Below are 24,537 nucleotides of genomic sequence, written 5' to 3'. Positions count from 1 at the left end.
CGGATCGTTCCTGCGACGCTCGTTTTCGTAGGGTCCCAACCAAGGTTTTTCGATTCCATTGGAGAGAGTCGGAGGGTCGCGGCATGACCCCCGCGCTAGGCTGGCAAGCGTGACTGCAGAGAATGCCACCGAATCCGGCGCCCCCGCGACCACCGCGGGACGTATCGCCGATCACCGCCGCAAGTATCAGGAAGCGGTGGGTGACCGTGATGCGGCAGCCGCTGCGAAGCAGCACCCGCGCGGGAAGATGACCGCGCGCGAGCGCATCACCGCGCTCCTCGACCCTGGCTCGTTCGTCGAGTTCGACAAGTACGTGAAGCATCGCACCCAGGGCTTCGGCATGGAGAACTCGCGGCCCTTCGGCGACTCGGTCGTCACGGGCGCCGGCACGATCCACGGCCGCCAGGTCGTCGTCTACTCGCAGGACTTCACCACCTTCGGTGGCTCGCTCGGCGAGGTCGCCGGCGAGAAGATCGTGAAGGCGATGGAGTTCGCGCTCAAGACCGGCGCCCCCGTCCTGGGCATCCTCGACTCCGGAGGGGCGCGCATCCAGGAGGGCGTCGTCGCGCTGTCGAAGTACGCGAGCATCTTCCGCCTGAACACCATGTGCTCGGGTGTGATCCCGCAGATCTCGATCGTCATGGGCCCCTCGGCCGGCGGCGCGGTCTACTCCCCCGCGCTCACCGACTTCGTGATCATGGTCGACCAGACGAGCCACATGTTCGTCACCGGCCCCGACGTGATCAAGACCGTCACGGGCGAGGAGGTCGGCTTCGAGGAGCTCGGCGGCGCCCTCACCCACAACAAGACGAGCGGCGTCTCCCACTACCTCGCGAGCGACGAGCACGACGCTCTCGACTACGCGCGGGCGCTCATCAGCTACCTGCCCGACAACAATCTCGCCGAGGCCCCCGTCTACGACACGGACACGGCGCACGAGATCACGGCGGCGGATCGCAAGCTGAACACGATCATCCCCGACAGCCCGAACCAGCCCTACGACATGAAGGTCGTGATCGAGGCGATCCTCGATGCCGGCGAGTTCCTCGAGGTCCAGCCCCTGTTCGCACCGAACATGCTCATCGGCTTCGGCCGCGTCGAGGGCCGCACGGTCGGCATCGTCGCGAACCAGCCGAACCAGATGGCCGGCACCCTCAACATCGACGCGAGCGAGAAGGCCGCGCGCTTCGTGCGCTTCTGCGACTCGTTCTCGATCCCGATCCTCACCCTCGTCGACGTCCCCGGCTACCTTCCCGGCACCGACCAGGAGTTCCAGGGCGTGATCCGGCGCGGAGCCAAGCTGCTCTACGCGTACGCCGAGGCCACCGTGCCGCTTGTCACGATTATCACGCGCAAGGCCTACGGCGGCGCGTACATCGTGATGGGGTCGAAGCAGATGGGCGCCGACTTCAACATCGCGTGGCCGACCGCCGAGATCGCCGTCATGGGCGGCGCCGGCGCCGTGAACATCCTCTACCGCAAGGAGCTCAAGGCCGCGGAAGAGGCCGGTCAGGACGTGGAAGCGCTGCGCGCCGAGCTGACCGCGAAGTACACGGCCGACGTGACGAGCCCGTTCCTCGCGGCCGAGCGCGGCGAGCTCGACAACGTGCTCGAACCGGCGGGTACCCGCCTCGCGGTGATCAAGTCGCTGCGCGGCCTCCGCGGCAAGCGCACGGAACAGCCCGCCAAGAAGCACGGTAACATCCCGCTGTGAGCGAGACTCCGATGGACGAGACGACGCCCAGGCAGCGGGGTCGGCACCGGGCAGACGCGCCCGCTGATGCCGCCGCGCCGGTCCCCGGCCCGGACGCGGAAGCGATCGCGGTCGCGGCCGATGACGCTGACCTGCCGCCCGACGCCGCCGAGCGCGACGCCGCGAAGCGCGAGGAGCTCGGCGAGACCGACCCCGCCATCACGGGAGACGACGTCACCTTCGTGACCCGGCTCGTGAGCGACGATGAGCGCGCAGCCGTGATCGCGGTGCTCACCCGCGTCCGCGAGGAAGAATCGCAGCAGGTGAAGCGTGTGGCGCGCCGCGACCGCGAGCCGTGGGCCCGCTCGCAGCGCGTCCCCGAGGGCATCTCGGACCTGCTCACCGAGGGCTGACCCGTGCCCCGCACCGTCGCCGACGCGCAGCGCGAGCTCCGCGAGCTGCTGCGCCGCGACGTGCCGATCGACTACATCCCGCAGGGTGCGCTCGCGGATCGGCCCGTGCGCAGCTCCGCCGTTCTCATCCTGTTCGGGGCGCTCGATCAGGTGCCCGCGCGCGGTGCCCTCGCGGGGTCCGAGCGCGAGGGCGTTCCCGCCGAGCTCGACGTGCTACTCACGCGGCGCGCGGACGGCATGCGGCACCACCCGGGCCAGATCGCGTTCCCCGGCGGCGGCGTCGAGGCCGGCGACGCGGATCGCGGGGCGACGGCGCTGCGCGAGGCCCACGAGGAGACGGGCCTCGATCCCGCGGGCGTCGAGCTCCTCGGATCGCTCCCCGAGATCCACATCCCGGTGAGTAACAACCTGGTCACTCCAGTAATCGGCTGGTGGTCGCGGCCCAGCGAGGTCGCCGCGGATCACTCGGAATCGGTCGAGGTGTTCCGCGCGCCCGTCGCCGAGCTGCTAGATCCGGCCTCGCGCGGCACCTCCGTCCTGCGCCGTCCCGGCGCGACATTCCGCGGCCCGGCGTTCCGGCTCGACGAGCGTTTCGGCGGCCGCATCGTGTGGGGGTTCACGGGGATCCTCCTGTCGGCGCTCTTCGACGAGCTCGGCTGGGCAGTGCCGTGGGATCGGGAGCAGCGCTTCGAGGTGCGGGGCTGACACGTCGACCAGCGCGCGGCCGTCAGCGCCCGCACTCGCCGATCTCGAACGGCCCGAGGTCGAACGAGCAGCGCTCGATGTGGGTTTTCCGCTCCAGCGCGTCCTGATTCGACACGAGGCGCGTCTCGGGCTCCCGCGTGAGATAGGGCCATCCCCACAGCCCGTACTCGTCGAGCGCGGTGAGGCACTGCGTGTCGCACTTCGCGTACTCGGCGCGGGAATCGGCGACGAATTTCTTGAGGGACCGGCACACGTCGGCAGCGTGCTCCGTGTATTCGTCGTCCGCAGCGCAGGCCGACTGGTAGACCGCGTCGTGTTTGTTCACGCAGGCGAGGTAGTCCTCGTCGCCCCCGCAGATGCGGCGGTCCTCCTCCTCGATGAGCTCGATCCGCCCGGTTGGCTCCTCCCGCTGGGTTGCGGCGCGCGCCTCCTGGTCGACCACCTCGACCGAGTAGCCGCGGCTCACGCCCGCCGCGATGACGATCCCGATCAGCACCGCAAACGCGACGATGATCGCGGACAGCCGGAGCGGTGTCAGCGCCGATCCGCGCCCGAACGCGAACGCCGGAGCACCCGCGGCGGCCGGGCTGGTGGCCGCGCCCGTGCCCGTCGCGATCGGGGCTGCGCTCCGCGGCGGAACGGGGGGAGCGAGCGGGATCACGGGCTCGTCGCCGGGGGCGGCCGGAGCGGAATCGGCGCGGCGCGCTCGATCCATCTCGGTCGGCGTCGGGGTCGCGAGCGGGTAGTCCTCCGCGGCCAGGAATGCGGAACCGGCCCTGCCGACCGCGTCGGCGAAGTCCTGCACCCTGGCCCGGCCCGCCTCGGAGAAACCCCCGGTGCCGAGTGAGAACTCCCAGCTCGGCTCCGTGGGGAGCAGCCACGGCTCCCCGAGTGGCTCGACGCGCGTGTAGACGGTGCGGACCGCGCCTCCTGGCCCGCGGAGCGCGGTGATGTCGACCCGGTTCTCCTCGGCGGCCGACTCGGCTGCGGCGGAGATCCACTCCTGCTCAGCGGCGTCGCTGGCCCGCCAGGTTTCGCCGGCCCAGGACGGCACGGCGAGCAGGAGCACCTCGCGCCGCCCCTCGTCGAACAGGGCGAGCACGCCGTGCTCGAACACGATCCGGTGCTCGGGATCCGCGGTGTCCGCGGGGAACTGCTCGGCGAGCTGCATCGGGCGGGCTCCCGCGAAGGCGTCGGGGACGCTCAGCCGGCGGTCGATCGTGAGGAGTTCGCGCCACTGCGCGGCCCACGTCTGCGCCGACATCCGGATCCTCTCCTCGGCGGGGCGAACGCCCCACGCACAGGAACCCAGATTAGCCGAGCATTCGGGCGATCCGAGCGTGCCTCTGCCCGGCGTCCGTCCGGTCTACGCGTGCGTCGCCCCGAGATCCGGGAACACGGTCGTCTCGTCACCCAGCTGCAGCGCGAGCGCAGTCGCCTGAGCAGCGTCCTCGAGGTTGAGGGCCCGCCGGTAGGCCATGTCGACGGTGTCGGCCACGACGGAGCAGCCGTGATGCTGCATGATCACGCAGTTACTGTCACGGAGCGCGTCGGCGGCCGTCGCCGCGAGCTCCTCGCTGCCGTTGTGGAAGAACGGGACGACGGCGATCCGGCCCAGGTAGTAGGCGTGATCGAGGGTGAGCATCCGGATCTCACGACCGAGGCTCGCGAGGACGACCGCGTTGCGCGGGTGCAGGTGCAGCACCACCTCGGCGTCGGGCCGGGCACGGTAGGCGTGGTGGTGGAGCTTCCACTCGCTCGACGGCTTCGCGCCGCCATCGCGGGCGGATCCATCCTCGTCGGGATCGAGAGTGAGCACCGCGAAGTCCTCAGGAGTGAGCCGATCGAGCCAGGTGCCGCTGCCGGTGACGGCGAACTCAGTGTCGGAGATCCGGGCGGAGAGATTGCCGGCGCTCGCGAGCACGAGCCCGCGCTCCACGGCGTCACGCCCGACGGCGATCAGCTCGGCGATCCTGGCGTCTCGATCCCGGTGCGCAGTGTCGGTCACAGCCCTGCCCCTCCTGTCAGCGTCCGATGCGTGGTAATGGCCTGCTGGTCGCTGAGCGAGGCCACGTAGTCGAGTATCGCGCGGCTGCGGCCCTGCCGCACGAGGCCGGCGTCGCTCGGATCCCCGAGCAGGAGATCGGGGCGGGTGCGGCGCAGCTCGAACGCCTCCGCGGTCGTCTCCGCGACCCACTCGATGAGGCGGCGGGGTGCGCGCCCGGAGTCGTCGGGATCCGAGAGCCAGTCGTCGAAGGCGAGCACGAGTTCCTCGACGATCCGCGCGAGCCCGCGCTGCGGCTGGCCGAGCTCGGGCCGGTCGAGCACGAAGTGCGCGTGCACGAACTTCAGCACCACGACCTCGTGCCAGGCGCGGGCGTCGAGGCGCACGTGGCCGCTGCGGATGTTCGGGCGCTCCTCGACCACGATCGAGGTGCGGAGGCGCTCGATCCACCGCCGGGTGAAGCCGGAGACGGCGCGCTCGCTGTCGATCCCGCCGTCGTACGGGGCCGCGAGCAGCGAGCCGCCGATCTCCTCGCTCACCACGCGGACGGCATCGGCGAAGGCGTCGCGATCCGCGATCCACGCGTCCTTCACCCTGATCCGGCGCCAGAGCAGCTCGAGCGCCCGCCCGGGAGCCCGTGAGTCGGCGCGCAGTTCGGCATCGTCGATCGCGGCGAGCGCGCCAGCCCCGGCGATCCAGGCGTGGAATTCGCCGAGCACCGCGGAGTGCTGCAGCACGCCTGCGCGGGTGAAATCGTCGAGGTCGTGGACGGCGTAGGCGATATCGTCCGCGAGGTCCATGACGGCGCACTCGACGGTCTGCATGCCGGACGGGATCCCGGGGAACGCCGCGAGCGCGGTCTCCATCTCGTCGGCGTCGAGCGCGTAGCTCGAGAATTTCTCCGCCCCCGTCGCCGGATCGGCGCCGACGCCGCGCGGGCGCTCCCAGGCGGGCACCTCGGCCTCGCTCACCCCGACCCACGATCCGCGGGTCCAGGGGTACTTGAGGGTCGCCGCGCGCGTCGCCGCGGTGAGGTTGAGGCCGGGGAAGTCGCGGCCGAGCGTGTCGAGCCGGGTGAGGATGCGGAAGCTCTGCGCGTTCCCCTCGAAGCCCTCGGCGAGCCCGAGCCGTTCGCGCGCCACCCGGTCGAGCACCCGCTCGCCGAGGTGCCCGAACGGCGGATGCCCGAGGTCGTGGGCGTGCGCCGCTGCCTGCGCGACGATCGTGTCGCAGCCGCCGAGCCTGGTAATGATCGCGCCGACCTCGTCGGCCGGGGCCTCGCCGCGGAGGCTCGCCCGATGCTGCGCCGCGCGGCCGGCGAGCTGCGCGGCGATCACGCGGGCCACGGCGCTCACCTTGAGCGAGTGGGTGAGCCGGTTGTGCATGACGGGGCCGACGCCGGACTGCGGCACGACCTGGGTGACGTCGGAGAGCCTGGCGAAGAAGGAGGAGAATCGGATGCGCTCGAGGTCGACGCGGTACTCCTGCGGGTCGCCGTCGATCGCCAGGCCGGCCGCGTCGCCGTCCTCGGCGCCGGATCGATGCTGCGAGGTCTCGACTTCGATGTATGTGCGCGCCTCGCGCGGGTCTGGATCGCGCACCTCGACGGATTCCTGCATACCCCCATTCAAGCACCCGACCGGGGGCGAATCGGCACCGCCCCGCGCGGGGCACCGCAGATACACTGGGCGCACACGGTTCGAAGGGGGACGGTTCATGACGAAGAAGTCTGCGGCTGCTGGCAACGAGACGCGGGGCACGAGTATCGCCGGGATCGAACGCGCGACCGGCCGCGACTGGGCTTCCTGGATGGCCTACTTCGACGCGAACAACGCCCGCGAGCTCGCCCACCCCGAGATCGCGAAACTCGCCCTGGCCGCCACCCCCGAGGACATGCAGAGCAGGCACTGGTGGGCGCAGGGCGTCGCCATCGCCTTCGAGCAGCAGGTCGGGCTCCGCGTGCCCGGGCAGTCGTCGACCGGAACGTTCCGGGTGAGCGCCACGCGGACGCTTTCCCTGGACCGCGACGCGGCGGTCGCCTCGTGGGTCGCGGCCCACGGCGAACGGACCGAGCACCTCGGCCACGCCGCGGGAGTGCCGCGCCCCTCGCGCACCGACAAGCGCACCTTCTGGCGCCTCCCGCTGGAGGGAGCAGGGAAGGTCGAGGTCGCGGCAGTCGCGAAGGACGCCGATCGCTCGATCCTCACCGTCAGCCAGGACGGGATCCCCGATCAGGAGCAGATCGAAGCGTGGCGCGCGCACTGGAAAGCGCTCCTCGTCGAGCTCTGAGCGAGCCGGAACCCGACCCATCCCCTCCCCCCCCAGGAACACTCGAGAGAAAGAACGAGAACGAAATGACCGAACCCGTTGGGATCGTATGGAACCCCTCGAAGATCTCCGAGGACGAGTTGCGAGCGGCCTGGGAGGCCGCAACGGAGGAGCTCGCGGGCGCCTCGGGACCGGAGGACAGCCCTGAAGCGCTGTGGTTCTCCACGAGCGAGGACGATCCGGGAGCGTCAGCGACCCAGGAGGCTCTCGCCGCGAGGTGCGGACTGATCATCGCGGCCGGCGGGGATGGCACCGTGCGAGCCGTCGCGGCGGAACTGGGCGCGGGCAAGCGCGTCGATCAGGGTGCGGAACTGGGGATTCTGCCCCGGGGAACGGGCAATCTCCTCGCGCGCAACCTCGATGTCCCCCTCAACGACCCCGCTGCGGCGCTCGTTCGAGCCCTGTCGGAGCGTGCACGGCCCATCGACCTCTGCGAGCTCGAGCTCGAGCGCGCCGATGGCTCCACGGAGACCCAGGCCTTCGTGGTCATGGCGGGTTTCGGGATCGACGCGCAGATGATCGTGGAGACCGACGACGAGCTGAAGTCCCGGGCGGGGTGGCTCGCCTATGTTGAGTCGCTCGGACGCGCCGTCGCCGGCAGCGACGTGACCGACTTCACGATCACCCTCGGCGACGACGATCCCGTGCACGATCGGGCCCACACGGTGCTGATCGGGAACTGCGGCACGCTCCAGGGCGGGGTCACCCTGCTTCCGGACGCCGAGCCGGACGACGGGAAGCTCGATCTGCTGCTGCTCCGCGCCGACGGCGTCGTCTCCTGGATGGAGACCCTCAGGAACGTCGTGTGGGACAACGGCGTGAAGCGCCTCATCTCGGGCGCCGACCAGGCAGAGAGCACCGAATCGACCGAGCACGCCCAGGCCGAGCGCGTGAGCCTGCGGCTCGATCAGCCGCTCGAGCTCGAGGTCGACGGCGACGAGGTCGGCGAGGTCGTGGCCTTCACGGTGGTCGTGCGCCCCGGGGCGCTGCGGGTGCGCTGATCCGGCGGCGCGCTCCCGGCCGCCCTCGCTGGCGGGATTGTCAGGCTCCTCACGACTCCCTCGGAGGTCCCTCCTCGGCGGGGCTGCGATGCTGAGTGCGTTGAACCCCCGTCTGGAGCGCACGTGAAGAAGTCCCACAAAGTCCTGATCGTCACGGGCGCCGCGGTGCTCGCGGTGGTCGCTGCCGCGGCGATCGCCGGTCCCCTCATCTATCGGGACCTCGTCGCTGGGCAGGCCGCGAGCGCGCCGACGCTCTCCGCGAAGGAGGGCGTCCTCGGCGGATCGGCCGTCGGTGACGCCCTCGAGCCGTCGGCGGTCGCCGGCGAGTGGACCGTTTCCGAGGGCTCGGAGGCGGGGTACCGGGTCAACGAGGTGCTCAACGGGACCGATGTCACGGTGACGGGTCGCACCTCCGACGTGCGGGGCACCTTCACGATCTCGGAGGACGGCAAGACGCTCTCGGCCGCGCGGATCGAGGTCGATGTCGCCTCGATCCAGACCGATAGCTCCTCACGCGACAGCTATTTCCGCGACAACGCCCTGCGCACCGCGGAGCATCCCACGGCAACGTTCACGCTCACGAAGCCCGTCACCCTCGCCGAGACGCCGAAGTCGGGCGACGCCGTTCAGGCGACCGCCGTCGGCGACCTGTCGATCGCGGGCACCACGCGCAGCGTCGAGGCCGCCGTCCAGGTGCAGAGCGATGGCAGCACGGGTCAGCTCGCGGGCAGCATCCCGATCACCTTCGCGGATTTCGGCGTCGAGGCTCCCGACCTCGGGTTCGTGAAGGTCGAGCCGAAGGGCGCGGTGGAGTTCCAGCTGAACGTCGCGCACTGACCGGCAGGCGCGTGCCGACCGCGGCCGTCGCACCGGGCGACGGACCGCACCCGGGGTCTCTTCTGCTTACTTCCCGAGCGGGGTGAACGGCTGCGTCCGGCCGTCGCCGCAGCGATAGGTTTCGGGCTGGCCGCCCGTTCCATCGTCGACGTAGAGCGATGGCGTCCAGGTGGTCGGCGGGGTCTGCTCAAGGGAGGGAATCGGCTTCGGGTACTTCGCCGTGAACGCGCCGTCCTCCAGCTTCACCTCGGTCTTCAGCGGGGTGATCTCGGCCTCCTCCTGGAAGCCGCTCTGCGCGAGCGTACCGCGCTCGTACTGGAAGATGAGCGCGGTCGAGTCGCCGTTCTCCGGGTCCCACAGGCTGACGCCGAAGGTGGTGCGTCCCTCCTTCGGCTGCATGGTCTCCGGGGTGATGAAGTCGCCGGTGAAGGTCACCTCGTAGGCGTCCGCCGTCTCCGTGATCGTGGCGGTCTTCGGCCCGTCCCCGCTGAAATCGCAGGTGGCGGTGCCCGGCGTTGCGGCGGCCTCGGTCTTGGTGCCGTCGGCTTTCTGCTCGGGTTCCGCCCCCGTTCCTGCGCCGGAACAGCCGACGAGCGCGAGCACGAGCGAGGAGCCTCCGGCGAGGCCGAGCATTGCGGGGCCGCGCGAGCGCGCGGCACGAAGACTGATCGCCATATGGAATCCCCCTGATCGCTTCGGTGCGGGTGCCGGATCTGTCCGACTGCACTCCTCACCCTATGGGATTGCTATGGGCGATTCGCAAATCGAGCGGGCGGGGCGCCCTCGCGCCGGAGCCGACACCGGTACCGGTACCGGGTCGGGCCCCCGTGTGCGCCCCCGTCTCCGCCTCCGCCTCCGGTCAGGATCCGAAGTCCTGCGCCCCCTTCGGCAGCTTCCGCACGCGCGCCCTGCGGCGCTTCTTGTCCGGAATCATCGACCGCATCTCCTCGAGCCGGCCGAAGCACAGCAGCCGGTCCTCCGCCTCGAGCACGAGGTGCTTGCGCGGGTTCGGGATCACCTGCGCCCCGCGATGCAGGGTCAGCACCGTGATGTCCCTGTCCCACAGCCCGAGATCGCCGAGCGTGCGTCCCACGTGATCGGTTCCCGCGTGCATCGTGAGCTCCGCAACGCCGTACCCCGTCGAGACGCTGAGCCGCTGCCGAACGTCAATCTCGGGGAAATTGACCTGGTTGGCGATGAAATCGACGATCGCGCCCGCGACGTCCAGTCCGGTCGCCGTCTCGATCCCCTGCAGGCCGGGCGAGGAGTTGACCTCCATCACGAGCGGCCCGTCCTCGCCCTCCAGCATGTCGACGCCGGCGACCCGCAGACCCATGATCTGCGCCGCGCGCACCGCGACCTGCTCGTAGGCGGAGTCGAGCTGCACGGCCTCGACGGTTCCGCCGCGGTGCACGTTCGAGCGGAACTCGTCGCCGCTCGCGATCCGCCGCATCGCGGCGACGACACGGTCCCCGACCACGAGCGCCCGGATGTCACGCCCCCTGCTCTCGGAAATGAAGCGCTGGATCAGGACGTTCTGGCGAGTCGAGTGCAGCGTCTCGATGATCGCCTCCGCGACCTTCACCTGCGGCGCGAGGATGACCCCGATGCCCTGGGTGCCCTCGAGCAGCTTGATCACCACCGGCGCGCCGCCGACGCTCTCGATCGCCGGTCGCACGTCGGCGCGATTGCGCACGAACGCCGTTGCGGGCATGTCGATGTTGTGTCTCGACAGAATCTGAATCGCGCGCAGCTTGTCACGCGCGTTCGAGATGCCGTTCGCGGTGTTCGGAGTGTAGACGTCCATCTGCTCGAACTGGCGCACGACCGCGGTGCCGAAGTAGGTGATGGAGTTGCCGATCCGGGGAAGCACCGCGTCGTAGTCGCTCAGCTGCTTGCCCCGATACTGCAGGTCGGGTTCCTCTCCCGCGAGGTCGATCGCGAAGCGGAGCGTGTTGAGGACGCGGACCCGGTGACCGCGCTGCTCGGCGGCGGCGACGAGCCGCTGCGTCGAGTACGCCTGGGGTGCGCGCGAGAGAAGAGCAAGTTTCACGGAGTTCCCTGCCAGAATAGGAGCATGGTGGATCCCTCCTATTCAAGCACTCCCATCGGGTGGCGGGAGTGGGTGAATCTGCCCAGTATCGGGATCCCGTGGGTCAAGGCCAAGATCGACACGGGCGCTCAGACCTCCGCGCTGCACGCGACGGGAATCGAGGAGTTCGAGCGCGACGGCGCGCCGTGGGTGCGCTTCCTCGCGCATCCCTGGCAGCGGGCCGATTCGGACGAGGTCGCGGTCGAACTCCCGATCCACGATCGCCGGATCGTGCGCAGTTCCTCGGGCCACGCCCAGGAGCGTCCGGTGGTGCTCATCGACATCAAGATCGCGGGCCGCACCGTCCCAGCGGAGGTCACGCTCACGGATCGCGAGGAGATGGTGTTCCGGATGCTCATCGGCCGCGAGGCGCTGCGACGCGGCTACCTCGTCGACTCGGCCTCGTCGTTCCTCGGCGGCAAGCCGAAGCGGGCGATCCGGCGCCGCAATCGCGGTCGCGAGTAGCGGCTCCCGGATCGCGATCGGATCAGGCTTTCCGCTCGAGCGCGCCGATCTCCTTGCCCGCGTGGTCGAGCACGTGCAGCTGCGTCCCGTCGACGCGGACCTGCGCGACCCCGCTCAGCCAGGTGTCAACGCCCTGGCAGGCCTTGAGCGTGGAGGCCCGCAGCTTGACGTCGGCCCCCTCCGCGGTGGCCTCGTAACTGCCGACGATGCGGTTGCAGCCGTCCGTTCCGTTCACGACGCCCTTCGGCTCGAAGTTGAGCTCGGGGTTCCCCTCCTGCTGCGAGGTCCAGGTGCCGAGCACGGCGTCGCTGCCCGGCTGTGCGGTCGTGTCGGTCGTCATTTTTCCCTGTTCTCCGTCCCCTGCGCCCTTCGAGTTCTCGGGTCCCTGCGCCCCCGGTGCGCAGGCGGTCAATCCCGCCAGCAGGATCCCTGCGGCGATTGCCGCAATGGTCGTGCGTCGTGTGTTTCGCATCATGGTCCGCATTCCCCTCTCGAATGAACTCATCGTAACCAGGAAGAAAATCCGGAATCCTGAGCATCGAATTTTTATGGCGTTCTATCAGGTGTTTTTCCATTCCTATGAATGACCCGAATAATCACTGTGTGTTGCGGCATAGTCTCCCAGCGATTACGTTGGATAAGGCTCTATCACTTCTGTTGGTGTGGTCTCCCCCCTGAATGTCTCATTCGAGCATTCGACCTGAATCAACTACGGATAAAGCCAAACTTTGCACCTTGTAAGTAACTGGGAGGACTCCACACGTGACGAAACGTCGCCCGCTCGCCTTCGGCGCAGCTCTCGCGATCGGTTTCGGCAGCCTCTTTGCCGCCTCACCCGCGATGGCAGAGAGCACCGAAGCGCCGAACGATCAGAACATCGCCGATTCCGGCGCCGCACCCTCGGAGGCGAAGACCGCCGAGACGACCGCCCCCCGGGCGGACGCCCCGACCACCGACGCCACGGACGACGCGAAGGCCGCACCCCAGGCTCCGGCCGCGGAGAAGCCCGCGACGAAGCCGAGCGACGACGCCGTCGCCGCGCCCTCCAAGGAAGAGGTCAAGAACCTCGACCAGGCCGGAGTGGAGCTCGTCGCCGTCGGCCTGAACGACGAGGGCAAGACCGTCGTCGTCACGACCGCCGCTCCCGAGACGAAGGAAGCCGACCAGGCGATCCAGTCCTTCGCCGAGACGCGCGGGGCCGAGACCCCGTCCGACGTCGTCACGGTCGAACTCCCCAACGCCCCGAAGTCCTTCGCCGCCGGTGACGTCGTCGCGGGCGCGGGCTACATCACGCTCGACGTGACGAACAACAAGATGTTCGCCTGCTCGATCGGCTTCAGCGCCTGGGGCGCAGGCAAGAAGCCCGCCGTGCTCAGCGCGGGCCACTGTGGCTTCGGTGCGACGGACAACCCGCTGAAGGACACGATCCTCTCCATCCCGGACCAGGAGCCGGCAGTCGGCGGCGAGGGCTACGGGTACGAGAAGGACCCCGTCCGCTTCGGCAGCTTCAACTTCGTCCAGTTCGGCGGCCCCGGCAGCACGATCGGTGCGAACAACGACCAGAACTCGACCGACGTCTCGGCGATCGACGTCAACACCGATGGTGGCTGGAACCTCAAGCCCGAGGTCACCACCTGGAAGACGGCCGGTCCCTCGCTCGACTCGCTCGGCGGCGACACCGTGAAGATCAAGTCCGTCGGCGACGCGACCCGCACGGGCGTCACGAAGTCGGGCCGCACCACCGGTTACACCTCGGGCACCGTCTCCAACGAGGACATCATCAACGGCTGGAGCCGCATCGAGGACAAGTGGGTCAAGGGCTTCTCGAGCGACGTGAAGGCCGCGCCGGGCGACTCCGGCGGCTCCGTCATCCAGGGCACCAAGGCGGTCGGCCTCATCAGCGGCGGCCTGACCCCCGACCAGAACAACGGCAAGCAGTGGACCTGGTCGACCTCGATCCTGGACGCCACCCGCATCGCCGGCTACGAGGTCGCGCTCGACATCGACGCCCCCAAGGTCGCAACGGGAACCACCGTCGCGCCGGGCGCCTCGATCGTCGTCAACGCGCCGACGAACGCCACCAAGGTCGCCGAGTCGACCTCCGGCGCCTCGGCCAACGTGAGCGGCGGCAACGCCACCTTCACGGCCCCGACCACCGAGGGCACCTACACCTACTCGTTCACCGCGCAGAACGGCATGAGCTCCTCGAAGGCCACCTCCTTCGCGTTCACGGTCGAGAAGCCGGACACGACGGTCGGCGCCCCGACGATCAAGAACGTCGACTCCGAGCTGAGCGATGTCACGATCACCGGCACCGGCACCCCGGGCGCCACGATCACCCTCGGCGGCGACGCCACGGGCACCGCAACGGTCGACGCGAAGGGCAACTGGAGCGTTAAGGCCGGCTTCGAGATCGGCAGCCACTCGGTGACCGCGACGCAGACCATCGACGGCAAGACCGGCCCCGCCGCGACCGGCAAGGTCGTGGTGCGCCCGGTCGCTCCGAAGATCACCTCGATCAAGGACGGCCAGAACTTCAAGGACACCAACGCGCCGAGCACGATCTCGGGCACGGGCATCGAGGGCGCGCGCGTCGACGTCGCCGTCGAGGGCAAGCTCGCCAAGGCCATGGCCGAGGCTGGCAAGGCGCCCTTCGCCGACGGCGCGGCCGGTGCCGATGGCACCTGGACCGTCGACTTCGGTGAGAAGTTCAAGCCGGGCACCTTCACGGCGTCCGCGACGCAGACCGTCAACGGCGTGAAGTCGAAGCCGACCGCGGTGAAGTTCACGGTTGAGGGCGGCGTCGCCGTGAACCCCAACCCGAACCCGAACCCGGGCACGAACCCCGGCACCGACCCGGCCGGCAACCCCGGCGACGGCAACACCGGTGGAGACGACGGCAATCTCGCCGTCACGGGCGGCGACGCCCTCCTCCCCCTCGGGATCGCCGCTGGTGCCGCGCTGCTCCTGGGCGGCGGCGTGATCGCCTTCGCCGCGCGCCGCATGCGCGCTGACCGGATCTAATCCGATCGCACCCGTGAAGGGCCTCCGGCGTTCTCGCCGGGGGCCCTTCCGCTGTGTTCGGGGATCCTGAACCCGGCCCGCTGCCGCTCCGGCACCAAGGTACCCGGGTACCACGCGCAGGCACCCCGGGCCGATCCGGGGCGGAATGCTTCCGACGAAGCTGGAACCATGACTGCCAGCATCCCGACCGCCGCACCCCCCGTGTCCGCGCCATCGCCCCGCACCGCGTCGGCGGCCGACACCGTCCCGGACCGCGCGTCCGCGAGTCGCGATGCGGCCCTCGACGGATCGGGCGCCCGCCTCGTCGGCGTCGATATCGCCCGGCTGCTCGCGATCGTCGGCATGATGGCCACCCACCTCATCGCGACGACGACCGCGGTCTCCGCTTCTGGGCCCGTCGGCGCGGTCGCCGCTGAGGTGGTCAACCTCACCGCCGTGGGGATCGCCGCTCCGCTGTTCGCCGTGCTCGGCGGGGTGAGCAGCGCGCTCGCCTCCCGCCGCCTCCTGGAACAGGGCCGGGTCGGCGCGGCAATCGCTGCGATCGCGATCCGGGGCTCCGTGGTGTTCTTCATCGGGCTGCTCCTCGGCATGCTGGCGAGTCCGGTCGCGGTGGTGCTGTGCTTCTTCGGCGTCGCGATGATGCTCGTCGCGCCGCTGATCGCGGTTCGCGGGCCGCTGCTCGCCCTGATCGCAGTCGTGGTCGGGGCCGCGAGCGGGCCCGTGAACGCGTTCGTGCGCCAGTCCATCGGGGAGGTGACCGAGGGCGGATCCCCCACGTTCGAGACGCTGTTCACCGCGCCGATCGAGTCGCTGCGGGCGCTCTTCGTGACGGGGATCTATCCGGCGCTCACGTGGTTCGTCTACCTCACCGCGGGAATTCTGCTGGCGCGCGCCCTCATCGCTGCGATGCGGCGGGGAACGCTGGGCCGGGTCGCTGCGCTCTTCGCCGGCGGCGGGATCGCGGTCGCGATCGCGGGTCAGGCCGTCTCCGAGTGGGCGATCTCCCACGTTGCGCTGCTCGGCTCGAGCCTGCCCGACCACGTCGATCAGGCGCTCATCCGGGTCCTCCTCGAATCGCCCGGGTATGGGGCACCGGCGGGCACCGGGCTGTGGGCGCAGCTCGTCGCAACGCCGCACTCCGGATCGGGCATGGATCTCGTGCGGACCATCGCGATCAGTTTCGCGGTGATCTGCGTCCTCGTCCTCGCCTTCGATGCGCGCGGCAAGCGACCCGGCCTGATCACGGATGTGTTCCGCGCGGCCGGAGCGGCTCCGCTCACGATCTACGTGCTGCACATCGTGCTCGTCGCGCTGACGCTCGGGGTCGCGGAGTCGGACCCGCAGGCCTTCGGCGGCTCGCTCCCCTGGTGGACGATCGGCGTCGGCGGCCTCGCGGTTCAGTTCGCGGGGGTCCTGCTCATCGGCTTCGTGCTTTCCCGCACCGGCCGATCCGGCCCGCTCGAGACCCTGATCTCGCGCGGCGTCACGAACACGATCGCGATCACCACGCGAGCGCGCACGCGAATGTGACACTGAGTGACCCTCGATGACTCCGCTTTACCGCGGCGCTGGAAGTTCGCTTTCCATGGGGTCATCATGGGGTCATGAGTGAGGCAGCGTGTATCGAGGCTCAGCAGCGCGGCGCGGGCGGGGTATCGGCTACCGCCGACCCGGGCGGGGTTCCGTTCGCGGAGCTCACCCCCGAGCGGCTGCGGCAGCGACGCACGAGCATCAAGTGGACGCGGTTCCCCGACGACGTGCTTCCCCTCTACGTCGCCGAGATGGATTACGAACTCGCGCCCGCGATCAAGCGCGCCCTGATCGAGCGCGTCGAGGCGAGTGATACCGGCTACCTCGATGGCCCCGGGCCGCTGGCAGCGGCGTTCGCCGGCTTCGCGGAGGATCGCTTCGCCTGGGCCGTTCCCGAACACCGGGTCCATCTCGCGACGGATGTCGCGACGGGCGTCGTCGAGGCGCTCAGGGTCGCTCGCCCGAATGGCGGCCGGCTCGCCCTCGCGACGCCCTGCTATCCGGGCTTCTTCGAGATGCTCGAGGAGGTGCCGTTCGAGACGGTCCAGCTGCCCCTGATCAGCGCGGACGGCAGCGATTTCCGCCTCGACCTCGCGGGAATTGCCGCGGCATTCGCCACGGAACCGGGGATCGACGCCTTCATCCTCTGCAACCCGCACAATCCGCACGGCACCGTGCACAGCGAGGAGGAGCTCGCCGAGCTCGCGCGCCTCGCAGCCCGCCACGACGTGTTCGTCGTCTCCGACGAGATCCACGCGCCGCTCACGCACCCGGGAACGACGTTCACCCCGTTCGCGCCGCTCGCGGCCGCCGCCGGAGCCCTGTCCGTGACGACCACCTCGGCGAGCAAGGGATGGAATCTCGCGGGGGCGAAGTGCTCCGTGATCGTCGCCGCCGACGATCGCGCCGACGCGCTCCTGCGCGGCCTCCCCCCGGAAACCACAACCCGCGCGAGCATCCTCGGCCTCCACGCCGGCGTCGCGGCGTTCGCCGAGTCCCGTGACTGGCTCGACCGCGCCATCGCGCTCGTCCGCGCGAACGAGGCGCGGCTCCACGAGCTCGTCGCGGAGCGGCTCCCGGGAGTGCGGCTCATCCGGCCGCGCGCGGGCTATCTCGCCTGGCTCGACTTCACGGGCTCGGGCCTCGGCCCCGGTCCCGCCGGACGCATTCTCGCGGAGGCGCGCGTCGCGCTGAACGACGGGGCGGCATTCGGCGTCGGCGGGGCCGGGCACGCGCGCATCAATCTCGCCTGCGCACCCGACACGCTCGAGCGCGCGATCGACCGGATCGCCGGGATCCTGCCCGGATCGGGGGCGGAAGCATGAGCCCCGAACTGGCGGCGGCAGAGCTTGCGCGCGAGGCCGGTGCTGCGGCGACCCCAGCGCGACCACCGGCGGCGAGCGCGCCGAGCCCTGCCGAGCCCCCGGTCGACGACTGGGACGGCTTCGGCTTCGACACCAGGCAGGTCCACGCCGGCGAGTACGCCGATCTCAACACGGGCCTGCGCGTCCCGCCGCTCGCGCTGTCCGCAGGCTACGTCTTCGACGACTTCGACGATCAGGTCGATCGCTTCGCCGGCCGCTCCATCGACCCCATCTACTCGCGCCAGGGCAACCCAACGAACGGGGTGGCGGAGGCCCGGCTCGCCTCGCTCGAGGGCGGGACGGTCGCTGTCGCCGTGTCGAGCGGGCAGGCCGCGATCTCCTCGGCGCTGTTCGCCCTGGCGCAGCACGGCGATCGGATCGTGTCGACCGCGTCGATCTACGGCGGCACGCGCATCCTGTTCGGGCGGAGCTTCAAGCGCTTCGGCATCGAGGTGGATTACGTCTGGGACGCGGACGACGACGCAGAGTGGGATCGCGCGATCGGCCCGGACACCCGGGCGATCTACACCGAGACGATCCCGAACCCGCGAAACGACGTCACGGACCTGCGCAGGATCGCGGCCGTCGCCGCCCGGCACAACCTGCCCCTCGTCGTGGACAACACCGTCGGCACTCCCGCGCTGATCAGGCCGTTCGAGCACGGCGCGAGTATCGTCGTGCACTCGACGACGAAGTTCCTCTCGGGGCACGGCGCCTCGATCGGCGGCGCGGTCGTGGACGGTGGGAACTTCGACTGGGAGGCGGCCGAGCGCGCCGGGCGCAGCTATCCGCTCATCACCCGCGCTCCCCGCCCCGGCCTCGGGTCGATGCTCGACCGCTTCGGGAGTGGCGCCTACGCGCGGGCCGTCCGCGAGGCCGTCGTCAACGACATCGGCCCCTCGCTCGCCCCGTTCAACGGGTTCCTGCTCCACCAGGGCATGGAGACGCTGTCGCTCCGCATGGAGCGTCACGTCGACAGCTCGCTCCGCATCGCAGCGTGGCTGGAGGAGCAACCGGAGGTCGAGTCGGTTGACTACGCGGGCCTCCCCTCGCACCCGCTGCACGGCATCGCGCGCCGCGACTACTCCGGCCGGACGGGCTCCGTCTTCGGCGTGACCGTGCGCGGCGGAATCGACGGCGCCCGCGACTTCGTCAACGGGCTCCGGGTGTTCTCGCGCATGACGGGCATCGGGGATACCCGCTCGATGATCATCCACCCGCTCACCTCGACGCACGCGACGTTCGCCGGCGAAATCAACGAGCGGCTCGGGATCACGCCGGGGCTGCTCCGCCTCTCGGTCGGACTCGAGTCCGCGGATGACCTGATCAGGGACCTACGAGCGGGACTCGACCGGGTACGGTAGCGCGCCGCGCCTGCCATTTCCGGCGCGGCGCGGGCACGCGCCTTCGCTACTCCGACGCGTGAGCCGCGAGGGCCTGGCGCGCCGCCTCAAGCGCCTCCGGCGTCCCCGCGTAGCCGTGCTCTTCCGCGGGGAAGGCGCGCGAGCGCACCTCCTCGCCGTAGGCCGTGATCGCGGCGACGGCGTCGGCGCCGATCGTGCCGAACTGCTTCACGAACTTGGCGGTGTGCCCCTCGGTGATCCCGAGCAGATCGTGGAGCACGAGCACCTGCCCGTCGGTGGGCCCGGCGCCGATCCCGATGATCGGGATCGTGAGCGCCTCCCGCAGCACCTCGGTGATCTCGGAGGGGACGGCCTCGACGACGATGCAGAACGCGCCGGCGGCCTCGATCCCGATGGCTTCCTCGACGAGACGGGAGGCACTCGCGACGGTCCGTCCCTGGGCGCGGAAGCCGCCGAGGGCCGTCGCCGTCTGCGGGGTGAGTCCGATGTGGCCGACGACGGGGATCCCGGCCGCGACGATCGCCCGGATCCGGCTGAGCCGCTCCGCTCGACCGCCCTCGATCTTCACGGCGTCGGCTCCGGCCTCCTTCACGAAGCGGACGGCCGTCTCGACGGCCTGCGCGTCGGAGGTCTCGGTCGTACCGAATGCCACGTCGCAGACGAGGAACGCGGTTTCCGTGCCGCGGCGCACCGCGCGCGCGAGCACGAGCATCTCGTCGGTCGTGACGGGAACGGTGGAGTCGTATCCGAGCACTACCTGGGCGCCGGAGTCTCCGACGAGCACCATGTCGACTCCGGCGCGTTCGGCCCAGCGCGCGCCGGGGAAGTCGTACGCGGTGACCATCACGATCGGTTCGCCTGCTTCCCGCTTGCGCGCGAGCTCGGGGATCGAGATCTTCGGCATTTCCATCACTCCTCGGTTGTGCGGTGCGGGGGTGCTGCGTCCGCGGGGACGGCGCCGCAGCGAGGCGTTTGCCCCATTGGGTCGGTCATCGGGGAACGGGGGTCCCGGTATCCACTACTACGTTATCGATCAGGCGCGTATTCCCCGCCCGCGCCGCAGCGAGCACGAGCACCGCGCCTCCAGCCGGCGGAGCGTCCACGGGCGTCAGGTCCTCGGGATCGACGATCGCGAGGTACTCCGGATCGAGCCCTGCGGCACTCAGCTCCGCGAGCCCGCGCCGCCTGGCCGTTTCGAAGGCGCCGTGATCCGCGAGCGGCTCGGCGCCGGTCGGAGCAGGATCCCCCGATGGGGCCGCCGCGGCTGCCTTCCCTGCTGCCCCGATCCGGATCGCCTCGGCGACCCTCCGCAGCACACGCGGGATGGCGAGCGCCCGCTCGCGCTCCTCGGCGGTGAGCCTCGTGTTGCGACTCGACAGGGCGAGCCCGTCGGCGTCGCGCTCGGTGGGACAGGCGACGATCCGGCACGGTATCCCGAGATCGCGCACCATCCGGCGCACCACGAGCACCTGCTGGGCGTCCTTCATACCGAAGTACGCCGCATCCGGCAGGGCTGCGAGCAGCAGTTTCGACACGATCGTCGCGACGCCGTCGAAGTGCCCGGTGCCGCGCCCCGCGGCCTCGAGGGTCGCGGTGAGCGGGCCGCCGACGTGCACGGTGGTCGCGAAGCCGTCCGGATACATCTCGGCGGCCGACGGCGCGAAGATCACATCGGCGCCCGCCGAGCCAGCGAGTTCCGCGTCGCGCTGCTCCGTGCGCGGGTAGGCGGCGAGATCGCTCGGGTCATCGAACTGCGTCGGGTTCACGAAGATCGAGAGCACGACCAGCGCATTCTCTGCCCGTGCCGCGCGCACGAGGGACAGGTGTCCCTCGTGGAGCGCCCCCATCGTCGGGACCAGGGCGATACCCGTCCCCGTCGTCCGCGCGGCCAGCGTGGCGTCACGCAGCTCGGCCACCGTGCGCACAATCCTCATGACGGCTCCCCCGTGTCTGCGTTCCGCGCGCGGTCAGTGGTTCGATGCGCTCGCGTCCGGCCCGCGAGCCGCTCGGTCGCGGCGACGAGCGCGTCGAACAGCGCGAGTTCACCGTGAAGCCGCTCCGCGACGGCCGCGCGCTGGCGGGCGACCGTGTCAGCGTCTCCGCGCACCACGGGACCCGTGAGCGCTTCGGCGGCCCCCACCCGGCCCCAGTTCTCGAGCGAGCCGCGCGCGAGCGCGAGCAGCGCCTCCCGGGGAACGCCCGCTGAGCGGCCGAGATCCTCGGCGGCGCCTTCAAGCGTGATCAGGAAGTTCGCCGCGATCGATGCCGCGGCGTGATATGCGGCGCGATCGTGATCAGCGACGGAGAACGGACGCAGGCCGAGGGCCTCGACGATCACGGCGGCTACCGAAGCAGAGGACGGACTGTCGGAATCGACCGCGGCCCACGAACCGGCGAAGTCCGTCTCGGGGCCCGTCACCGAGAGCAGCGGGTGCACGCTGAACACGCCGGAGCGCCCCGCGAACACGGAGAGCGGCGTCGCCCCGGACAGATGCCCGATCAGCGGCCCGTCGCAGATCAGCGCCGCGGCGTCCGCGATTGCGGCGTCGGGCACGGCGAGCAGCACGACGTCGACGGGCGCGCCACTCGGGTCGCGCCCGTCGGCGCCGCGCCCGGCCGGCGGCAGCACCTCGTGCCCCGCCGCGGCGAGCGCGGGCACGAGCGCGCGGCCCATCCGCCCGCGCCCCACGATTCCGACGCGCACGGGCGCTACAGCTCCAGGCCGTACAGGTTCGGTTCGGGCTGCAGGATCACGCCGAACTCCTGCTGAACCCGCTGCACGACCAGCCGGCCGAGCTGCGCGACCTCATCGGCGGTCGCGTTGCCGCGGTTCGTGATCGCGAGCGTGTGCTTGGACGAGATCGCAGCGCCGGAACCCGGGATCCGGAATCCCTTCCGCACGCCCGACTGCTCGATCAGCCACGCCGCTGAGAGCTTCACGAGGCGTTCCCCAGTCGGCTCGGGCACGCGCAGCGGCATTCCGAGCGAGAGCTCCTCGAAGGTGGTCACGGCCGGGGCGTCGTCCTCGTCGCCGATCTCGAAGCGGGGCGCGTCGGCGGGCAGCGTGCGCGCGAAGCGCTCGGACACGATCGGGTTCGTGAAGAACGATCCGGCGCTCCAGGTGTCGTGATCAGCGGGATCGAGCACCATGCCCTTCGAGGCGCGCAGCTTGAGCACCGCGTTGCGGACCTCGCGCAGGGGGGCACGATCGCCGATCTCGGCGCCCAGCGCCGCGGCGAGCTGCCCGTAGGCGATCGGCGCCGAGCCGTCGGCATCGCCCTCGGCGGTCGGCGTGAGCAGCAGGTCGATCGAGAGCACGACGCCCTCGCGGCCGCGTTTGAGATCCGAATCCCGATACCCGAGCCCCAGCTCCGCCGCGGGAATCCGGATCACCTCGTCGAGATACCGGTCGAGGAACTCGATCGAGTGGAGCACGTCGGAGAGCTCCTGACCGTACGCGCCGATGTTCTGCACGGGCGCCGCACCGGCGCGACCGGGAATCCCCGACAGCGCCTCGATCCCCGCGAGCCCGCGCTCCACGGTCGCGGCGACCAGGTGATCCCAGTCGTGGCCGGCCTGCACGCGCAGGCGCACGCGCCCCTCGGCGGCCGCCGCCTCGTCCGCGATCGGCGAGATCCCGGTCGAGCGGACGAGCAGCACGGGACCGGGGTATCCGTCGTCGTGGACGACCGTGTTCGAGCCGCCGCCGAGCAGCAGCCAGTCCTCTCCGTCGTCCCAGAGTTCGCGAGCGTGCTCGACGAGTTCCTCGGAGCTGTGCGCCGCGAGAATCCGCTCAGCTGGCCCGCCCACGCGCATCGTCGTGAGCGCCGAAAGCGGAGTCTCCTCGCCGACCGGTTCCGGCCGAATATCGGGAAAACTCACGCGAAGGCCGCCACGAGCTGCGATTTTCCGAGCACCGTCGAGCCGTCGAAGACCACCTTCAGGTCGATCCGCGCGGTTCGCGCCTCGGTATCGAGCGCGCCGATCGTCGCGGTGACCGTGAGGGGGGCGCCGCCCTCGGCCTGCACCGGAACGGGGCGGGTGAAGCGCGCCTGGAAGTCGGCCACCGTTGCAGCGGCGCCGAGCCAGTCGGTGGCGACGGAGCCTGCGACGCCCATCGTGAGCATTCCGTGCGCGAGCACGCCGGGGAGGCCCACGGAGGTCGCAACATCGTCTCGGTAGTGGATCGGGTTGAAGTCCCCGGAGGCACCCGCGTAACGAACGAGTGCGTCTCGGCCCAGCTCGATCTCGCGCTCGGCGACGACGTGCCCGACGGACAGTTCAGAAAAGTTTGGGGCGGTCATGCGTTACTCCTCCCCGCGCACCACGAGCGTGGAAATGGCGGTGACGACGTGCGAGCCCGCGGCGTCGACGACCTCGGACGATGCCGTGACCATCGAGTGGCCGCCGAGCTGTTTCACGGCGGCGATCGTGAGGGTCGCCGTGAGTTCGTCGCCCGCCACGATGGGGCGGGAGTAGGTGAAGCGCTGGTCACCGTGGACGACGCGCGAGAAATCGACGCCGGCCTCCTCGTCGGCGAGAAGCTGCGCCAGCGTGGCCTCCTGCACGACGACCGCGAAGGTCGGCGGGGCCACGACGTCCGCGAAGCCCGCGGCGCGGGCCGCCTCAGGATCGAGGTGGAGCGGCGAGGCGCTCAGAACGGCGCGCGCGAACTCGCGCACTTTCTCGCGCCCGACGAGGTACGGTTCGGTCGCCGGATACACCCGGCCCTGGATCTCTGGATTCACCACGCCGACAGTCTACCGAGCGGGGCATCCTCGCGGCAGAACGAGCCGCGGATCAGGGAAGGAACGGGCCCGGAACGGGATCGGCGCCCGCCGTGCGCCGCCGCACGAAGGACGCCGATCCGGAACCGCTCCTCGACTACTTCCCGCCGAGCAGGCCGCCAAGGAGACCGCCGAGGCCGCCGCCGCCCGAACCGGAGCTCGAGCCGCCGCCGAGCAGGCCGCCGAGCAGGTCATCGAGTCCGCCGCCCTGGCTCTGCTGCGACTTGGCCTGCGGCTGCGAACCGCCGCCCAGCAGCCCGCCGAGGAGATCACCGAGGATCCCGCCGAGGCCGCCGCCGCCCTGCGCCGGCTGGCTCGCCACGGTGCCGTTGGACCCGCCGCCGAGCAGCTTCCCCGCGAGGAACTGCATCACAATCGGGGCGAGCAGCGGGAGGAGCTTCGGGATCAGGCTGCTGATCACCGAGCTGCCGGCGTTCTGGCCGAGCGCGTGGGCGACATCGCTCTCCTTGTCACCGAGCACGTGGGTGACGATCTTCTGGCCGTCCGCCTCGTCAATCGCGTCGAGCGAGATCCCGCCCTCGGCTCCGCTGTGCTTCTCGAGCGCGGCCTCGAGCTTCTGCGCGCCCTCCTGGTCGCTCGCGTTGACCGCCATGCCGCCGACGAGTCCGGGGAGCGCCTGCTGCACCGCCTCCCGCATCGTCGCGTCGTCCACGCCGAACTTCGCGGCGAGATCGCCGATCGGCACCTGACCGAGCAGTGCCTGGAGTTCCGAATCGCTTGCCATGTGTTCCCTCCATCGGGGTCGGTGCACCGTCCAAAAAGCGCGGTCACTGGGTCAAGGCTAGCGCCTGATGGGGGCTTCGGGGCGGGAAGATTCGCTCGGTTGATCTGTGGATTCCGAGAAGGAATCCGGAAAAGGTTGTGCGATATATCCAAGGGAGGCACCACCCCCTCCAATAGGCTGTACT

At 70.5% G+C, this 24,537-nt stretch carries 24 protein-coding genes; 11 read left to right on the top strand and 13 right to left on the bottom strand.

Annotation, left to right across the window (positions count from 1 at the left end; all coding sequences use genetic code 11):
• The first annotated feature begins 109 nt into the window (after positions 1–109).
• Genes JD292_RS09435 through JD292_RS09425 form a run of 3 tightly spaced genes read left to right on the top strand, consistent with a single transcriptional unit; the run spans position 110 to position 2,811 of the window.
• A complete protein-coding gene (locus JD292_RS09435) occupies positions 110–1,714 on the top strand; it encodes an acyl-CoA carboxylase subunit beta (RefSeq protein ID WP_200132499.1) in 1,605 nt (534 codons plus the stop codon).
• Positions 1,711–2,106, top strand: coding sequence for a hypothetical protein (locus tag JD292_RS09430; protein WP_233613957.1), 396 nt, complete (start codon positions 1,711–1,713; stop codon positions 2,104–2,106). The genes JD292_RS09435 and JD292_RS09430 overlap by 4 nt, the downstream gene beginning before the upstream one ends.
• A gap of 3 nt (positions 2,107–2,109) precedes the next feature.
• The gene (locus JD292_RS09425) at positions 2,110–2,811 is read left to right on the top strand and encodes an NUDIX hydrolase (RefSeq protein WP_200132498.1); all 702 of its coding nucleotides are present in this window, start codon (positions 2,110–2,112) and stop codon (positions 2,809–2,811) included.
• A gap of 22 nt (positions 2,812–2,833) precedes the next feature.
• Here JD292_RS09425 and JD292_RS09420 read toward each other — a convergent pair whose 3' ends face one another.
• The 3 genes from JD292_RS09420 to JD292_RS09410 form a co-directional block, all read right to left on the bottom strand.
• Complete coding sequence (locus tag JD292_RS09420; RefSeq protein WP_200132497.1) at positions 2,834–4,075, bottom strand: hypothetical protein; 1,242 nt, start codon at positions 4,073–4,075, stop codon at positions 2,834–2,836.
• 102 nt (positions 4,076–4,177) lie between these two features.
• A complete protein-coding gene (locus JD292_RS09415; RefSeq protein ID WP_369411219.1) occupies positions 4,178–4,819 on the bottom strand; it encodes a class II aldolase/adducin family protein in 642 nt (213 codons plus the stop codon).
• Positions 4,816–6,435 carry a deoxyguanosinetriphosphate triphosphohydrolase family protein gene (locus JD292_RS09410; RefSeq protein WP_200132496.1) on the bottom strand — a complete coding sequence of 540 codons (1,620 nt, stop codon included), beginning with the start codon at positions 6,433–6,435 and terminating at the stop codon, positions 4,816–4,818. The genes JD292_RS09415 and JD292_RS09410 overlap by 4 nt, the downstream gene beginning before the upstream one ends.
• A 97-nt stretch (positions 6,436–6,532) precedes the next feature.
• Between JD292_RS09410 and JD292_RS09405 the strand changes: the two genes are divergently transcribed.
• From JD292_RS09405 to JD292_RS09395, 3 genes are all read left to right on the top strand, one after another.
• Positions 6,533–7,105 carry a hypothetical protein gene (locus JD292_RS09405; protein WP_200132495.1) on the top strand — a complete coding sequence of 191 codons (573 nt, stop codon included), beginning with the start codon at positions 6,533–6,535 and terminating at the stop codon, positions 7,103–7,105.
• Between the two features lie 65 nt (positions 7,106–7,170).
• Positions 7,171–8,145: a diacylglycerol/lipid kinase family protein gene (locus tag JD292_RS09400; RefSeq protein WP_200132494.1), complete on the top strand. Its 975-nt coding sequence runs from the start codon at positions 7,171–7,173 to the stop codon at positions 8,143–8,145.
• A gap of 123 nt (positions 8,146–8,268) precedes the next feature.
• Positions 8,269–8,982, top strand: a complete 714-nt coding sequence (locus JD292_RS09395) for a YceI family protein (RefSeq protein ID WP_200132493.1) — start codon at positions 8,269–8,271, stop codon at positions 8,980–8,982.
• Between the two features lie 66 nt (positions 8,983–9,048).
• Here JD292_RS09395 and JD292_RS09390 read toward each other — a convergent pair whose 3' ends face one another.
• Positions 9,049–9,657, bottom strand: a complete 609-nt coding sequence (locus JD292_RS09390) for a hypothetical protein (protein ID WP_200132492.1) — start codon at positions 9,655–9,657, stop codon at positions 9,049–9,051.
• Positions 9,658–9,841: 184 nt separating this feature from the next.
• A complete protein-coding gene (locus tag JD292_RS09385) occupies positions 9,842–11,035 on the bottom strand; it encodes a RimK family alpha-L-glutamate ligase (protein ID WP_200132491.1) in 1,194 nt (397 codons plus the stop codon).
• A 24-nt stretch (positions 11,036–11,059) separates the two neighbouring features.
• On the opposite strand from JD292_RS09385, the gene JD292_RS09380 reads away from it, so the two are divergent.
• Positions 11,060–11,539, top strand: a complete 480-nt coding sequence (locus JD292_RS09380) for an ATP-dependent zinc protease family protein (RefSeq protein WP_200132490.1) — start codon at positions 11,060–11,062, stop codon at positions 11,537–11,539.
• 22 nt (positions 11,540–11,561) lie between these two features.
• Here the strand turns inward: JD292_RS09380 and JD292_RS09375 are convergent, their stop codons facing one another.
• Positions 11,562–12,014, bottom strand: coding sequence for an META domain-containing protein (locus JD292_RS09375; RefSeq protein ID WP_200132489.1), 453 nt, complete (start codon positions 12,012–12,014; stop codon positions 11,562–11,564).
• Positions 12,015–12,301: 287 nt separating this feature from the next.
• On the opposite strand from JD292_RS09375, the gene JD292_RS09370 reads away from it, so the two are divergent.
• The 4 genes from JD292_RS09370 to JD292_RS09355 all read left to right on the top strand — a co-directional run bounded on the left by JD292_RS09370 (position 12,302) and on the right by JD292_RS09355 (position 18,821).
• Positions 12,302–14,563: a hypothetical protein gene (locus JD292_RS09370; protein WP_200132488.1), complete on the top strand. Its 2,262-nt coding sequence runs from the start codon at positions 12,302–12,304 to the stop codon at positions 14,561–14,563.
• Positions 14,564–14,731: 168 nt separating this feature from the next.
• Positions 14,732–16,093: a heparan-alpha-glucosaminide N-acetyltransferase domain-containing protein gene (locus JD292_RS09365; RefSeq protein ID WP_200132487.1), complete on the top strand. Its 1,362-nt coding sequence runs from the start codon at positions 14,732–14,734 to the stop codon at positions 16,091–16,093.
• 74 nt (positions 16,094–16,167) lie between these two features.
• On the top strand, positions 16,168–17,418 hold the full coding sequence (locus tag JD292_RS09360) for a MalY/PatB family protein (RefSeq protein WP_200132486.1): 1,251 nt from the start codon (positions 16,168–16,170) through the stop codon (positions 17,416–17,418).
• Positions 17,415–18,821 (top strand): O-acetylhomoserine aminocarboxypropyltransferase/cysteine synthase family protein, encoded by a 1,407-nt coding sequence (locus JD292_RS09355; protein WP_200132485.1) that lies wholly within the window; start codon positions 17,415–17,417, stop codon positions 18,819–18,821. Before JD292_RS09360 ends, JD292_RS09355 begins: the two co-directional genes overlap by 4 nt.
• A gap of 46 nt (positions 18,822–18,867) precedes the next feature.
• Here JD292_RS09355 and panB read toward each other — a convergent pair whose 3' ends face one another.
• From panB to JD292_RS09320, 7 genes are all read right to left on the bottom strand, one after another.
• A complete protein-coding gene (panB, locus tag JD292_RS09350; protein WP_200132484.1) occupies positions 18,868–19,725 on the bottom strand; it encodes a 3-methyl-2-oxobutanoate hydroxymethyltransferase in 858 nt (285 codons plus the stop codon).
• Positions 19,726–19,810: 85 nt separating this feature from the next.
• Positions 19,811–20,755 (bottom strand): pantoate--beta-alanine ligase, encoded by a 945-nt coding sequence (panC, locus tag JD292_RS09345; RefSeq protein ID WP_200132483.1) that lies wholly within the window; start codon positions 20,753–20,755, stop codon positions 19,811–19,813.
• Complete coding sequence (locus JD292_RS09340) at positions 20,752–21,525, bottom strand: DUF2520 domain-containing protein (protein WP_369411218.1); 774 nt, start codon at positions 21,523–21,525, stop codon at positions 20,752–20,754. The genes panC and JD292_RS09340 overlap by 4 nt, the downstream gene beginning before the upstream one ends.
• Before the next feature lie 5 nt (positions 21,526–21,530).
• On the bottom strand, positions 21,531–22,637 hold the full coding sequence (locus JD292_RS09335) for a UDP-N-acetylmuramate dehydrogenase (protein WP_200132610.1): 1,107 nt from the start codon (positions 22,635–22,637) through the stop codon (positions 21,531–21,533).
• Between the two features lie 62 nt (positions 22,638–22,699).
• Positions 22,700–23,125: a MaoC/PaaZ C-terminal domain-containing protein gene (locus JD292_RS09330; protein ID WP_200132482.1), complete on the bottom strand. Its 426-nt coding sequence runs from the start codon at positions 23,123–23,125 to the stop codon at positions 22,700–22,702.
• A 3-nt stretch (positions 23,126–23,128) separates the two neighbouring features.
• Entirely contained in the window at positions 23,129–23,572 is a 444-nt protein-coding gene (locus JD292_RS09325; RefSeq protein ID WP_200132481.1) for an FAS1-like dehydratase domain-containing protein, read from the bottom strand.
• 133 nt (positions 23,573–23,705) lie between these two features.
• Complete coding sequence (locus JD292_RS09320; RefSeq protein ID WP_200132480.1) at positions 23,706–24,353, bottom strand: DUF937 domain-containing protein; 648 nt, start codon at positions 24,351–24,353, stop codon at positions 23,706–23,708.
• Positions 24,354–24,537 lie beyond the last annotated feature (184 nt).

It is taken from the genome of Leucobacter edaphi (assembly GCF_016522535.1).
Taxonomy (GTDB): Bacteria; Actinomycetota; Actinomycetes; order Actinomycetales; family Microbacteriaceae; genus Leucobacter; species Leucobacter edaphi.
This window is presented reverse-complemented; position numbering and strand designations above follow the sequence as displayed.

Coding starts and splice junctions, on each gene's coding strand:
- JD292_RS09420 (WP_200132497.1), bottom strand. CDS start 4,075: ATGTCGGCGCAGACGTGGGCCGCGCAGTGGCGCGAACTCCTCACGATC.
- JD292_RS09410 (WP_200132496.1), bottom strand. CDS start 6,435: ATGCAGGAATCCGTCGAGGTGCGCGATCCAGACCCGCGCGAGGCGCGC.
- JD292_RS09405 (WP_200132495.1), top strand. CDS start 6,533: ATGACGAAGAAGTCTGCGGCTGCTGGCAACGAGACGCGGGGCACGAGT.
- JD292_RS09400 (WP_200132494.1), top strand. CDS start 7,171: ATGACCGAACCCGTTGGGATCGTATGGAACCCCTCGAAGATCTCCGAG.
- JD292_RS09390 (WP_200132492.1), bottom strand. CDS start 9,657: ATGGCGATCAGTCTTCGTGCCGCGCGCTCGCGCGGCCCCGCAATGCTC.
- JD292_RS09380 (WP_200132490.1), top strand. CDS start 11,060: ATGGTGGATCCCTCCTATTCAAGCACTCCCATCGGGTGGCGGGAGTGG.
- JD292_RS09375 (WP_200132489.1), bottom strand. CDS start 12,014: ATGATGCGAAACACACGACGCACGACCATTGCGGCAATCGCCGCAGGG.
- JD292_RS09365 (WP_200132487.1), top strand. CDS start 14,732: ATGACTGCCAGCATCCCGACCGCCGCACCCCCCGTGTCCGCGCCATCG.
- JD292_RS09360 (WP_200132486.1), top strand. CDS start 16,168: ATGAGTGAGGCAGCGTGTATCGAGGCTCAGCAGCGCGGCGCGGGCGGG.
- JD292_RS09355 (WP_200132485.1), top strand. CDS start 17,415: ATGAGCCCCGAACTGGCGGCGGCAGAGCTTGCGCGCGAGGCCGGTGCT.
- panB (WP_200132484.1), bottom strand. CDS start 19,725: ATGCCGAAGATCTCGATCCCCGAGCTCGCGCGCAAGCGGGAAGCAGGC.
- panC (WP_200132483.1), bottom strand. CDS start 20,755: ATGAGGATTGTGCGCACGGTGGCCGAGCTGCGTGACGCCACGCTGGCC.
- JD292_RS09335 (WP_200132610.1), bottom strand. CDS start 22,637: ATGCGCGTGGGCGGGCCAGCTGAGCGGATTCTCGCGGCGCACAGCTCC.
- JD292_RS09330 (WP_200132482.1), bottom strand. CDS start 23,125: ATGACCGCCCCAAACTTTTCTGAACTGTCCGTCGGGCACGTCGTCGCC.
- JD292_RS09320 (WP_200132480.1), bottom strand. CDS start 24,353: ATGGCAAGCGATTCGGAACTCCAGGCACTGCTCGGTCAGGTGCCGATC.